The 12,758-nt window shown below is 68.0% G+C and carries 10 protein-coding genes and 3 tRNA genes; 8 read left to right on the forward strand and 5 right to left on the reverse strand.

Features of this window, described 5'->3' with window-relative positions:
• Positions 1-91 precede the first annotated feature (91 nt).
• The gene (locus tag ACWGIC_RS19760; protein WP_003097368.1) at positions 92-295 is read left to right on the forward strand and encodes a cold-shock protein; all 204 of its coding nucleotides are present in this window, start codon (positions 92-94) and stop codon (positions 293-295) included.
• A gap of 1,101 nt (positions 296-1,396) precedes the next feature.
• On the opposite strand, the gene ACWGIC_RS19765 is transcribed toward ACWGIC_RS19760, so the two are convergent.
• Entirely contained in the window at positions 1,397-1,816 is a 420-nt protein-coding gene (locus tag ACWGIC_RS19765) for a hypothetical protein (protein WP_452077391.1), read from the reverse strand.
• Between the two features lie 451 nt (positions 1,817-2,267).
• On the opposite strand from ACWGIC_RS19765, the gene ACWGIC_RS19770 reads away from it, so the two are divergent.
• The 5 genes from ACWGIC_RS19770 (at position 2,268) to ACWGIC_RS19790 (ending at position 5,423) form a co-directional block, all read left to right on the forward strand.
• Positions 2,268-2,519 carry a hypothetical protein gene (locus tag ACWGIC_RS19770; protein WP_452077392.1) on the forward strand — a complete coding sequence of 84 codons (252 nt, stop codon included), beginning with the start codon at positions 2,268-2,270 and terminating at the stop codon, positions 2,517-2,519.
• 496 nt (positions 2,520-3,015) lie between these two features.
• Positions 3,016-3,088: transfer RNA gene (locus ACWGIC_RS19775), tRNA-Glu, on the forward strand.
• 14 nt (positions 3,089-3,102) lie between these two features.
• Positions 3,103-3,176, forward strand: a tRNA-Asp gene (locus ACWGIC_RS19780).
• A 31-nt stretch (positions 3,177-3,207) separates the two neighbouring features.
• Positions 3,208-3,281, forward strand: a tRNA-Phe gene (locus ACWGIC_RS19785).
• 402 nt (positions 3,282-3,683) lie between these two features.
• On the forward strand, positions 3,684-5,423 hold the full coding sequence (locus tag ACWGIC_RS19790; RefSeq protein ID WP_452077393.1) for a glycoside hydrolase family 9 protein: 1,740 nt from the start codon (positions 3,684-3,686) through the stop codon (positions 5,421-5,423).
• Positions 5,424-5,834: 411 nt separating this feature from the next.
• On the opposite strand, the gene ACWGIC_RS19795 is transcribed toward ACWGIC_RS19790, so the two are convergent.
• Entirely contained in the window at positions 5,835-6,308 is a 474-nt protein-coding gene (locus ACWGIC_RS19795) for a hypothetical protein (RefSeq protein WP_452077394.1), read from the reverse strand.
• An 8-nt stretch (positions 6,309-6,316) separates the two neighbouring features.
• The gene (locus ACWGIC_RS19800) at positions 6,317-7,150 is read right to left on the reverse strand and encodes a serine protease (protein ID WP_452077395.1); all 834 of its coding nucleotides are present in this window, start codon (positions 7,148-7,150) and stop codon (positions 6,317-6,319) included.
• Positions 7,151-7,316: 166 nt separating this feature from the next.
• On the opposite strand from ACWGIC_RS19800, the gene ACWGIC_RS19805 reads away from it, so the two are divergent.
• On the forward strand, positions 7,317-8,117 hold the full coding sequence (locus tag ACWGIC_RS19805) for an arylamine N-acetyltransferase family protein (protein WP_452077396.1): 801 nt from the start codon (positions 7,317-7,319) through the stop codon (positions 8,115-8,117).
• Here the strand turns inward: ACWGIC_RS19805 and ACWGIC_RS19810 are convergent.
• Positions 8,111-10,816 (reverse strand): sensor domain-containing protein, encoded by a 2,706-nt coding sequence (locus tag ACWGIC_RS19810; protein ID WP_452077397.1) that lies wholly within the window; start codon positions 10,814-10,816, stop codon positions 8,111-8,113. The two genes, ACWGIC_RS19805 and ACWGIC_RS19810, sit on opposite strands and share 7 nt — an antisense overlap.
• 117 nt (positions 10,817-10,933) lie before the next feature.
• The gene (locus ACWGIC_RS19815) at positions 10,934-11,743 is read right to left on the reverse strand and encodes a rhomboid-like protein (RefSeq protein WP_452077398.1); all 810 of its coding nucleotides are present in this window, start codon (positions 11,741-11,743) and stop codon (positions 10,934-10,936) included.
• 295 nt (positions 11,744-12,038) lie between these two features.
• On the opposite strand from ACWGIC_RS19815, the gene ACWGIC_RS19820 reads away from it, so the two are divergent.
• On the forward strand, positions 12,039-12,569 hold the full coding sequence (locus ACWGIC_RS19820) for a hypothetical protein (RefSeq protein ID WP_452077399.1): 531 nt from the start codon (positions 12,039-12,041) through the stop codon (positions 12,567-12,569).
• Positions 12,570-12,758: the final 189 nt, after the last annotated feature.

The raw sequence follows: 12,758 nt of genomic DNA on the forward strand, positions 1-12,758 counted from the left end.
AGCTCTTCGCTCGTCTCGTTGGAACCGCCCGGGACGGTCTGGGTGCCGCTTCGGTGGCATTCGAAGCGGATCTGTTACGAGGAGTACAGCGGTGGCGCAAGGCACTGTGAAGTGGTTCAACGCGGAGAAGGGCTTCGGCTTCATCGCGCAGGACGGCGGCGAAGGCGACGTTTTCGTGCACTACTCGGAGATCGAGGGACGCGGCTTCCGCACCCTCGAGGAGAACCAGCGAGTGGAGTTCGAGGTCGGCCAGGGCCAGAAGGGTCCGCAGGCCCAGAAGGTCCGCGCGATCTGAGTCAGGCCCGCGCGTTTTCTCAGGCCTGAATGAAGGGCCCCGACGGGATTTCCCGTCGGGGCCTTTTTTCATTGCGGGTTCCGTTGTCGGGAATGTTTGGGGCGGCGGTTACCGCGGTTGATCCGGTCTTGTATTGGGGCTGTGGTTCGGCGGCGGGTGGTCGGTGGGGGACGTGGCGGGCTTGGGTCTTGGGGTGAGTGGGATGCGCCACATCCCGCTCGGGTTCGGCCGGTGGGCGGGGTTTGCCGGTTGGTTCGGGCCGGGTTTTCGTGGGGGCGGGCACGGATGGGCGACCCCGGATCGGTTGTTTGCTCGACTGTGGGTGGGTGTGCGGGGCTGGCCTGATCGCGTGGTGCTGGCTGCTGGGCGGTGGGGTTTGGGTCGCCGGAGTCCGCGGCTGGGTTGAGTGCCGGGGGCGGTCGCGAGAGTTGGCGGCCGGAGCCAGCGGCGGTCTCGGCGGGGCAGGTTCCCGGTTGGCGACTGGAGCTGGCTGTTCGGAGCGGCTGCGGGAGTCAGCGCCGTTTCGGCGGGTGGAGTTGGCTGCTCGCGCGGCTGCCTAAGTCGGGGACCGGAGTTGGCTGCCTGGGGCGGCGGGTGGAGTTGGCCGTCCGGGTTGGCCGCGGGAGTTAGCGCCGTCTCGGCGGTAAGCGTTGGCTGCGCAGGGCGGCTGCCTAAGTCGGCGGCGGAATTGGCTGCTGGGAATCGGCCGCCAAGCTGGCGGCTGGAGTCCGCCGCCGGAGTAGCGCCTCGTCTCGGCCTCGGGAGTCGGCCACCCGGGCTTGGCGGCCGAGCTGGCTGCCGAGGTTGCACCGCGGGCATGTTCGTGTCCTGGCCGACCTGCCGCACACCCTGTCCGCGGGATGCCCCCGCTGCGCCGAGCTGTCCGTACGGGCATCTCCGCCCAGACCGCGCTGGGCCGCGTCGCTCGCCGTGGTCCTGGTTACCGAGCGCTCAACCGGATCGTCCAGTTCGCACCACAGCCAGTCGACGGCCGAATCCCGGAGCGTCCCGCCCACCGGGACCCCACCTCCTCCGCGACCCCGGAAAAGGGAAAACCCCCGGCCGTCGGGGGAAGCCGGGGGTTTTCGTTCAGGGGGCGGGTCAGCGTCCGACGAGGGGCTCTTCGAACGCGTCCGCCGGGAAGTGGAACTCGTCGGTCATCGCGTCGGAGTGGCGGCGCTCCTGGGCGGAGGCGGCCTGGCCCTCCCACGAGAGGCGCTCCAGGATCCATTCCTGCGCCAGAGCCTGCGGGGTCAGGTTCCGGGCGACGGCGATGTCCTTGAGTTGCTGGCTGGCGATGAGGTTCATGCGCAGCTGGTAGACCTGCGCGTCGCCGAAGCGGCTGCCGGTGCCGGTGCTCTCCGGGTCGGAGTCCGGGGCGAGCGCGGCGAGGTAGCTGGTGAGCTCCTTGTCCTCGACGACTTCGTCGCCGGCTGCTTTGGCGGCATTGCGATGCCGCCCGCTCGAGACGGCTTTGAGATTCGTGCGGCTGCTCAGGCGGCCGAGGGAGGGAAGAGGCACTCGGACACGATAACGGTTCGGTCTCGGCAAACAAACCACTGTGAGCCACGACACACGCATTTCTGTGCTCGGCAAGCCTAATTCGATCACCTGTTCAGCCCAGTCGGTAAACACATTTCGCGACTGTCTGTTGATCAGTGGCACGGAGAGTAGATCCGCAGGTCAGTGCCGGTGCGCAGAAATGGAGAGACCCCCGCGCCAGGGGGAGGAACGCGGGGGTCGGAGGGGATCTCCACAGGCGCTGACCGGGGGTGTGTCAGCAACACCGATTGTTGCACGAGTTCCGGGGATCGGCGAGGGGAAGCCGGGAGAAATCGTTCTGCGCGATCTTGGAATGCGTTACCAGGGAAGCTTCGGAGAGTGTTCGCAGGTTCACTCTCCGGGGGGCTGCCGGTGCTGCTCGCCGCTGGTTAGCCTCGCGGCCAGTTGTTGCGAACCGCGCGGAGGGGCCATGAGCGGATCGGTCGAAGTTCGTCAGTTCCTCCTTCGGTACGAAGGTGCCGACGGGGGAAGCACGTCACTGTCCGGCGGTGTGCCGGCGCAGCGCGGGTCGTCGGAAGGGCAACGGGTCTCCGACGACCAAGTCCGCCGAGCCCGCCTCGCCGTCGCGGCCGGGGCGCTCGACGTGCAGGACTGTGCGCAGTTGCTGGACATGCTCGGGCTGAGTCCGGGTGACGACGGCCAGGCGCCGGTGCAGCGCTGACCCGGGCCGCGGGTGCCGGGCTGGATGCCGGGTGCTGGCGGCGCGGGAGGCATGAGCTGACGCTGGCTCGGCCAGGTCGTGCGGGCTTGGCTTGGGCTGGTGGGCGCGCGTATGTGGTTGGCCTGGGGTTGCGAGGTCGGCTCGGGTGCGGGCCGGTTGGGTCCTGGCACCTGCCGCTTCCAGTGGGGGAATTGCCGTGAACTCGTGTCTCGATGGCTGGGAAGCACGGTCAGGCGGCGTCGGATTCCCGGCGCGCGGGACCGTCTCCGGCGTAGAGTGGCGTGGCACACACTGATCGTCTCGACCGGCTTCGGGCGGGGCGATCGGGCTCGGCCGACGGGGTCGGGTGGTCGGGGTGGACGTTGTCGCAGGTCGGAGGCTCGCCGATCGCTTAAGGAACCCCCGGTGCACGGCCCCCGGAACGTGCCCTATGCTTGTAATCGCTCCCAGGGGAACACCTGAGAGCGCGGTCGGTCGGTCCACCGAAACCGATCGGGCTCCCATCGTTCAGTGGCCTAGGACTCCGCCCTTTCAAGGCGGCAACGCGGGTTCGAATCCCGTTGGGAGTACGCAGTACCAGTAAGGCCCTGTGGCGCAGTTGGTTAGCGCGTCGCCCTGTCACGGCGAAGGTCGCGGGTTCGAGTCCCGTCAGGGTCGCAAGATCGTTCGGCTCCTAGCCGGCGTTCCCGGCCAGGTAGCTCAGTTGGTACGAGCGTCCGCCTGAAAAGCGGAAGGTCGCCGGTTCGACCCCGGCCCTGGCCACAGCCAAGCTCGATGAAGCAGCCCCCATCCCAGGCGGATGGGGGCTTTTTCGTTGCCTGGGCTGTGGGGCTGAGCCTAGGTCGCTTGCGCGGGCGAGGCGGGCTTGCGGGCAGCTCTCCGCGAAGCTGAGAGCTGGGTCCAGCGGTCACGGCAGCGCCGTCGATGGACGGGTGGGCGCTGCGTGGGAGTGCGGGTTGGTTCGGGGTCGCAGCGCGCCGGATCTGGCGGAGGGTCACCGCGGAGCAGCGGGTCTGCCATTCGGAAGCAGTCTTGTCAAAGCTCAAGATCATTACTTAGCCTCAATAACATCTCAGAGGTCTGGACCACTGGAGGTCGAGAATGCCGGGAGATGTGGGGCGTCGCAGTTTTCTTGCCGGGTCGGCGGCGGTGGGGGTGGGGGCGATGACTCAGTCCGGGGCGGAGGCCGCGGCCGTCCAGGCACAGCCGGGGGTGGCGGTCTACGCGAACAACGTCGGTTACGCGCCCGATGCGCCCAAGCGGGCGGTGCTCGCGGCTGGATCGCCGCGAGCTATTCCCAGGTTCACCGTCGCGGACGTCGCCACCGGGAAGGTCGTCTTCACCGGGAACCCTCGGCCCGCTGCTCAGGTTCCGGGGTGGGACGACCGGCATTACTGGACCACGGACTTCTCTGCGCTGAAGACCGAAGGCGAGTACGTCCTGCTCGCCGCGGACGGGCGGTCTCAGCCGTTTCGCATCGATCAGCTGGTGCTTGAGCGCTACACAATCTCCCACGTCGTGCACTACTTCAAGGGCACCCGCAGCTCGGACCGGTTCGACCGCAAGGACCGGGAAGCGCCGATCGGCCCCAAGGGCACGCGGGTCATGGACGCGCACGGCGGCTGGTACGACGCGACTGGCGACTTCGGCAAGCACTTCACGCAGCTGTCGGACCGCAGCTACTTCAACACTCTCCAGATCCCGCTCACCGCGTGGGTGCTGGCGAAGGCGTACCAGCGGCTCACCGCGCGGGGTGACACCAACTTCACCCAATTGCGGACCTGGCTGGCCGACGAAGCGCTGTTCGGCGCCGACTACTTACGCCGGGTGAAGCTGGAGGACGGCACGTTCGTCACTTCGGTTATTCAGCCTGGCCCGCCGAAGGATCCGAAGCTGCGGTACGTCCTGGCGAACAGCGACGGCGAGCCGGTCCAGGTGAACTACCGCGAAGGCGGCGGGGTCGCGATCGCGGCGCTGGCCGCCGCGACCACGCTGGACGCGTCGGGCGACTACTCGCACGAGGAGTATCTGGCGACAGCGGAAGCCGCGTTCGACTTTCTTGAGCGGCACAACGTCGAGATGACCAATGACGGCAAGGAAAACATCCAGGACGACTACGGTGCGTTGCTGGCGGCGGTCGAGTTGTACCAGGTGACCAAGAAGCCGGTCTACCGCGAGGCGGCGGATCGCCGGGCGCACAACCTGTTGCAGCGCTTGGTTTCCTGGAAGTCCTACCGGGATTACTGGCGAGCGGACGACGGCGACCGGCCGTACTTCCATCCCTCGGATGCCGGGCTGCCGGTGATCAGCCTGCTCGCGTACGCCGAGATCGCTGACGCACCAACGGTTTCCGCCGTGCTGAAGGTGGTGCGGCGATCGCTGGAGTTCGAGCTTACGGTGACTGCCGAGGTGCCTAACCCGTTTGGGTATGCGCGGAATCTTGTGCAAGATGGGGAGGGTAAGAGGTACAGCTCATTTTTCTTCCCGCACAACGTCACGCCGCGAGTGAAAGATCAGTGGTGGCAGGGTGAGAACGCGCGGATCGCGTCGCTGGCGACCGCGGCTCGGCTTGCCGCGCAACGGTTTCCCGGCGAGTTCAGCGCGCGGCTGCGGTCGTACGCGGCTGATCAGCTGAACTGGATCTGCGGCAGCAACCCGTACGGCGTGTGCATGCTCGACGGCAGCGGGCAAGCCAACCCGCAGTACAGCTGGCTCGGGTCGTGGCAGTTCCTGCCGACGGCGGGCGGGATTGTCAACGGCATCACTGGCTTGAACGAGGACGGCAGCGGGATCGCGTGGGATCGCGGTTACGTGGTCACCGGAAAGGACGACGATTGGCGGTGGGATGAACAGTGGTTGCCGCACTCCACTTGGTACCTGTACGCGGTCGCGGTGGGGGACTGACCCTAGTCGCGGTCGCGGGGCGGCGGGTGCTCGGCAGTTGCTGACGGTGATAGTTGCTGTCTTGGTGGGGCAGCGGTTAGTGCGGTGGTGGTGACTGCTTTGGCGACGTCTTGTGAAGGGGGTCTCGCGGGAAGTCTGGCGAGGACGCCCTCGCGGGTGTGAGGTCGGCGGGTCGTGGAGCTTGGCTGTGCCCGGTACGAGCTGTGCTGGGGTTTGGCGTGGGTGCTCGTGGACCGTGGATCGGTGTTAGTTCAGCGGGCCGCGGAAGTGATCGGCATCGTCTTCTTGCGCTGAGCCTGTTGCGGACGCTAGATCGCTGGACTGTGGAGCTTGGCCGTGCCCGACGCGAGCTGAATCGTGCCGGACACACCCTGTGCACCCGCGGCCCGCGAGATCAGCGGCCCGCGAAACTCAGCTGTGCTCGGCGCGAGTTGCGTCGAGGTGGGTACGGCGGTGGGTGCTCGCGGTTGGCAGGTCGGCGGGCTTTGAAGCTGGCGCGTTCTGCGTCGCGCGGCGCACCCTGGCCATTTGCGGCGCGAGATCAGCGGCCCGCGTAGCTCGGCTGTGCTCGGCGCGAGTTGCGTCGAGCTGGGTACGGCGGTGGGTGCTCGCGGTTGCCTGATCGGCGGGCTTTGAAGCTGGCGCGTTCTGCGTCGCGCGGCGCACCCTGGCCATTTGCGGCACGAGATCAGCGGCCCGCGAAACTCGGCTGTGCCCGGCGCGAGTTGCGTCGAGCCGGGCACAGCAGTGGATGCTCGCGGTTTCCAGATCAACGGGCCGCGAAACTCCCGCGAACTGCATCGCGTCGGATACGCCCAGCACCGCAGGTCGCCAGATCAACGGGTCGCGAGCCGTGCCCGGCACGAACTGAATCGTGCCGGGCACGCCAGCCGCTAGATCAACGGCCCACGAAACGGAGCCGTCCCCGGCACAAGCTGCACCGTCCCGAGCCCGCCGTGAGCGCTCGCGTACTCCAGCTCCCGCGACAGATCACCAACACCGTTCGTGCCTGGCTGTGGCAGCAGATTCAGCGTGCTCAGCACCCCGAGCGCATTACCGTCGCGGTCGAGGAACCCGCTGCCGGAATCACCGGGGATCCCGGGTGTCACGGTGAGTACCGTGTGGCTCCAGCCGTCGCCGGTGTCGCCCAGGCTGGTGCCCTGTTTGGGGGACAGCTGGGTGATTCCGCCGCGCAGTTCGGAGTTTCCGTAGCTGAGCACGGTGCCGAGTTGCTTGGTGCCGGTGGTGTTCACGCCGGTCGGCCCGCCCCAGAACGGCAGGCTCGGGTTGACCTTCGCTACGTCCGCCGGGTCGATCTTCACGAGCGCGAGATCGTTGTACTGGCAGGTGTTCGCGTCCGTCTCGTGGCGGGACTGCATGGTCAGCCACGAGTTGTAGACGAGCGTCCCTGGCTTGCTCGCCCCGGTGATCGAGACCGGGGTGCCGATCGGGAGCGAACCGGCGGAGCAGCCGTTCGTTTCGGTCGAGCCGCCGGTGCCCGAGCAGTGCGCGGCCTGTCCGAGGAACACGTCGGTTCCGTTGCTGTACACGAAGTTCGAGGTGCACTGCGCCCCATTGGTGTGCGTCTGCACCCCGGGGTGCACGGCGGCGGTGTCCGCCGGGGCCCAGGTCGGGGCCGCTGCCCACGCGGTCGCGGGCAGCAAAGCGGCGGCGGTGGCCAGTGCCGTCACCGCACTGGCCCGGGCCAGTGGTCGAGGGGTCTTCATCGGGCTCCCTTCGAGAAGGCCAGCACTCACTCGGACGTGTGCTACTGACTGGTAGGCATCGGGGGTACATAACACCAGAGAGTGGTGCCAGTCACAACCGTTGTGACCGTGGGTGACCACTGGGAAAACTTGACCTAGAGCTAAGTAGAGGTTGCAGACTGACTGCATGACTGGGGAATGGAACATTGAAGCCGCAGATGTCGACGCCTACCTCGCTCGCGTGGGGCAGCGGCGGGAGAAGCCGTCCGTAGCGGCGCTGGGACGGTTGGCGCAGGCGCACGTCGAGGCGATCCCGTTCGAGAACGTCGACGTGGTGATCGGCCGGCATCGCGGGATCGAGCTGGACATCGTCAGCGAGAAGCTCGTCGGGCGGCGGCGAGGCGGGTACTGCTACGAGCAGGCCGGATTGTTCGCGGCCGTCGCCGAGCAGCTGGGTTACGAGGTGCAGCGCACGGTCGCGCGGGTGCAGCCGCAGCGAAGCGGGCCGTATACGCACATGACTCTGCTGATTACCGTTGAGGGGCAACAGTTTCTGGTGGATATCGGGTTCGGGGCCGGGATCCTGGTGCCGATGCCGTTGATCGACGGGGCCGAGGTGGACCAGGCGGGATGGCCGCACCGGATGATCTTGCGCGATGGCTGGTGGGTGCTGCAGAAGCAGGACGGCGACAGCTGGGAAGACCTGCACGAGGTGCTCCCGCAGGTGCGCAGCCGGCCGCTCGACTACCAGGTGTTCCACCACTACACGTCCACGCACCCGAAGTCTCCGTTCACCGGGCAGGTCGTGGTGATGCGGCTTGAGCCCGGGCGGTTCCGCCGGCTGCTCGGCCGCGAATACCAGGAGGGACACCCGGACGGAACGGTTGAGAAGCGCACGATCGAGCCGGTCGACCTCGGCAAGACGCTGGAGGATCTCGACGTTTTTCTTACTGAGGACGAACTGGCGGCGCTGCTCGAGACTTACTGAAACAACTCCGCTGCGGCTAGCGGCCGGCCGAGGTGGTAGCCCTGGGCCTGGTCGCAGCCGAGTTCCCGCAGCAGCGCCAGCTCTTCCGCGGTTTCGACGCCTTCCGCGACCACCGTCAGATCCACCGCGTGCGCCATCGCGATGATGCTCGCGACGATCGCGGCGGCGTCGCGGGAGTCGGCGATTCCGGTGATGAAAGAACGGTCGATCTTGAGGGTGTCCAGCGTCAGGCGGCGCAGCTGAGCGAGCGAAGAGTAACCGGTGCCGAAGTCGTCGATGGCCAGCAAAACACCGAGAGAACGCAAGGCGGACAACACTTCCGCGGCCGCCGACGTATCGCGCATCAGTGCGCTCTCGGTGACTTCCAGCGTCAACGAGCCGGGCGGCAGCCCGGTGGTGGCCAGTGCGTCGCGGACCGCCGGAACCAGGTGCGGGTCGTCCAGCTGCCGCACGGAAAGGTTGACTTTCAGGCTGAGGTCGAGGCCCCGGCCGGTGCGCAGGGCGGCCAGTTCCCGCGTGGTGTCGCGCAGGACGTACTTGCCCAGCACGTTGATCAGTTCGCTTTCCTCTGCCAGCGGGATGAATTCCGCTGGCGAGATCGCGCCGTGTTTCGGGTGGGTCCAGCGCAGCAACGCCTCGACGCCGACCATTTCGCCGGTGCGCAGGTCGACCACCGGCTGGTAGGCGGGCCACAGCTGTCCACTGTGGACAGCGTCGCGGAGGTCCTGTTCCATCCGCAGCCGGCGCTGCATGCGCTCGCGTAGTGCGACGTCGAAGAACTCGAACCGGCCTCGGCCGCGGGATTTCGCTTGGTACATCGCGACATCCGCGTCGCGCAGCAAATCCTCCGCGCTGCGGCGGTCGTCCGGTTCGACGAGCACGATGCCCATGCTCGCGTCGAGGTGCAGTTGCCTGCCGTGCACCGAAACCGGCTCCGCCAGCACGGACCGCAGATGTGCGGCGAACACGCCGACCTGCGCCTGACCGGTCGTCGCGGACGTGACGACCACGAACTCGTCGCCGCCCAGCCTGCCCACGACGTCGTCGGGGCCGGTGGCCCGGCGCAGGCGTTCGCCGGCGATGCGCAGCACCTGGTCGCCGACCGGATGGCCGAGGGAATCGTTGATCAGCTTGAACTTGTCGAGGTCGAGGAACAGCACGGCGGCGGCCTCGGCGCCGTCGCGGCGGTCGAGCCGGTCCAGCACCAGGGTGCGGTTGGCGAGCCGGGTCAGCGGGTCGTGCGTCGCTTCGTGGGCCAGGCGGGCGCTGATCGCGCGCCGTTCGGTGATGTCGGTGAAGGACGTGACCACCGAGACGCCGTTCGGGTCGTCTGAATCGAGCAACCGGGAGGTCAGCGACACCCACACGTCGCGGCCGTCGGGGCGGCGCAGGCGCACGACCAGTCCGTTGTGCGTGATCCCGGTGCGACGCGTGTGCATGGACGGCAGTTCGTCGTCCGGGATCCGGTTGCCGTCCTCGTCGAACAGCACGAGCGTCGTGCACGGCACGCCGAGCAGCTCCGCCTCCGGGATGCCGAGAATGCGGCAGGCGGACGGGTTCGCCGACTGGATCAGCCCGGTCGGGCCGATCACCAGTACGCCCTCGTCGAGCGCGGCGACAACCGTCGAGTAATGCTGTTCGACGCGGCGGCGGGCGGTTTCGTCGGTGCAGACCAGGAGGAAGCCGTCCACGGTCTCGGTCGCGGACACCCGGACCTGCCGTGGTGAGCCGTCCCGGCCGCGGTGGGTTTGCTGGGCGATGCCGTCGCGGATGGCTGCCGGGTCCGGGTCGATGCCGAGGACCTCGTGCACCCGCCTGCCGATCGCCTCCGCGGCGGGCCAGCCGTAGACGGTTTCGGCGGCCGGGTTCCAGCCGGTGACGATGCCGTCGGCGGTGATCGTGACGATGGCGTCGCTGACGTGCGTGACCAGCGCTTCTTGCGCGCGGACGGCGGCCGCGGCGGCGTGCTTGACGGTGCTGTCGCGGATCACCACCTGGAACGACGGCGGGTTCGAGTCGCTGGTGCGCACCGACACGGTTTCCGCCACGAATGTGCTCCCGTCCAAGCGTTTCAGCACCGCTTCGCTCGGTTCCGTACTGGGGTTTTCCAGCAGCTGCGCGGATTCCGCCGCTACGAAGTCCGCGAAATCGCGGCTGACGACCTCGTGCGCGGCCTGTGCCGCGAAGAGGTCGAGCGCGGCTTGATTGGCATAGGTGACGACGCCGCCCGAGTGCACGCAGATCGCGTCCGGGCTCTGCTCCATCAGCAGCTGGTAGTGGTCGGACAGCTCCGCGAGGTCGGACTTCTCCGGCGCGGTTTCCGCCACCGCCGACGCGACGCCGAGCAGGCCGGTCGTGTGGTCGCGCTCGCCGACGGTCCGCGCACGCAGCCGGATGCGGCGCGGGGTGCCGTCGGCGGTGTCGTGGCGCTGTTCGAGTTCGAAATCGCGGCCGGGCGGGGTGCGGCAGAGGTTCGCGGTGAGCGGCCGCAGCAGCTCGGTGAGCCGGTCGCACAGCTCTTTGCCGGTCGCGCCGGGGAGCCCGAGGACGGCGTCGAGGCCGGGCAGCCAGGTGAGGGTCACCGGTTCGGAGGCATGCAGGGAGAACAGGACCCCCGCGCCGGCATCCGGCCGCAGGCCCGCGAGCTGGGCGCGCCGGGTGATTCCACCCGGTTCACCGGCCAGGGCGTCAGCCTCCATGGTGCTTCCGATCCCCCTTGTCGGCGTATGGCCCGTCGATTACACCACCGAGTGAAGCCTGTGTATATCCGCACAGAGAGCTGCTTGTGTCACTCGTCCGGCCCAAGAGGGCGGGTGCTATCGGGCGATGCGGGGCACGCTGCGCAGTCGCGGACCCCATACGAGCAGGCCGAAGTGGGCCGCACAGGCATGTCCGAGGACGGTCACGACGGAGGCGAGACTGGCCGGATCGTCGGTCACATAGACGCCGATAACGAATAGCTCAAGGGCCGCGATCCCGGCGATCCTGGCCCGCCCGCGCAGCAGCGCGACGAGCACGCCGGCGGTGGTGAGGAAGCCGTAGCTGACTCCGATGTCGAGCCAGCGGCCTGCGGAGCGCGGCAGGACGTCGGTGTGGATCAGGGCCATCACCGGCAGTTCGGTGGCGATCGTGGCGAGCACGTGCCCACTGAAGAAGACCAGAGCCGTCCGGAGCCCGCCGAACCGCCGCTCGAACGGGGCGACCGCGATCGCGAAGATCACCGCGTACGGCAGCCAGCCGCCGTCGGCGATCCAGAACGCGCTGGTCAAAAGCGCGGTGAGGGGGTGGCGCGCCATGTTGTGCGCGTCGGTGCTGGAGACGGCGAGGAGTTTGTCGACGAGTTTCGGTTCGGCGAACCGGATGAGCAGCGAGGTGCTGAGGAGGAGGACTAGATAGCCGAAGGTAAACGGCGTGGCCCGCGGGCTGGGAATGAGACTGAGCCAGGCTCGCTTCGGCCGCCAGGCAGCGGGGAGAGCGGCCAGGAACGCGAGCCGGGGAGCGGGCTGGACCAGGTCGAGCGGGTCGTTTTCGGTCAGGACAGCGGTCGCCTGCGGGGATCCGGCGAGGGCGGGCAGATGGGGTACGCCTGCCTGAGCCGTGGGTCGTTCCCGGACGGTCCCTGCCATCGGGACGGGGTCGACCGGGGCTTGGTGCCCGCGCAGCCACGTCAAGGGTCGCCACTTCCGGGGAGTTTCCGTGGTGGCGGCGCTGCGCGCTGGGCGGGGGGCCGGGTCCGGCTCGCGCAGCGACATGCGTCCAGAGTGGCTGGGCATGCTGGGATTTTGGCCAAGAGCAGCTGTGAATGCGCTGTGATTCACACCCGCTAGAGTGAGCACTCTGGGTAGAAGGTTTCGCTCTTTGTCACCCGTTCGGTGGCCGCATCCGGTAGGAATAGGCCACTCCTGGTGAAAGGTCTCCCTGGTGAACGACGAGGTTTCGGTCGCCGAGCTGTTGGTGCGCGAAGGACACGAACGACGGATCCCGCCGCCGTCGCGGTCTCGGTGGCGGATGGTTTCGGTGATGCTCGCGGTGATCGTCGGCTGTGGGGCGGCGGCCATGCTCGTGTCGTACGGGACCACGGCGAACGACGGGGCCGCTCGGATCACTGAGATGCGGGTGATCGAGATGCCGGACCGGACTGGTGGGGCTGGTGGCGTTGATGAGACCAATCCGCCTACGCCTACTGGCGAGGTGACTGAGGTGGGTACTGGTGGTGCGGGGGATGCGCCTTCGACCAAGGCGAATGTGAATCCGTTCGGCGAGCAGAGCACCACGGAACACCCGGCTGATTCCGCTCCGGCGCATCCGTCGTCGAGCGAACGGCCGGAGACCACCGGTACGACCGGGCCGACGCAGTCGTCGTCGAGCACGGCGGGTCCGTCGAGTTCGAGTCCGCCGCCGTCGTCGAGCAGGCATGAGCCGCCTTGTGTTCTGAACATCATTTGTCTTTGAGGGGGCGGGCTCGTCGCCTGGCGGCGACATTGCGCCCCGGGGGCGGTGGGCACCCCGAAGCCGATTGTGATGACGGTTCGAGGGGTCTTGTCAAGGCGGGAAAGATGCCTTGACAAGACCCCTCGAACCGCATTTGGGCTTAGTATGGGGGTGCAGGGCGGGGGCTGGCTGCCGGGGGTGCGTGGGGTG

This window comes from Amycolatopsis sp. NPDC054798, assembly GCF_053611505.1.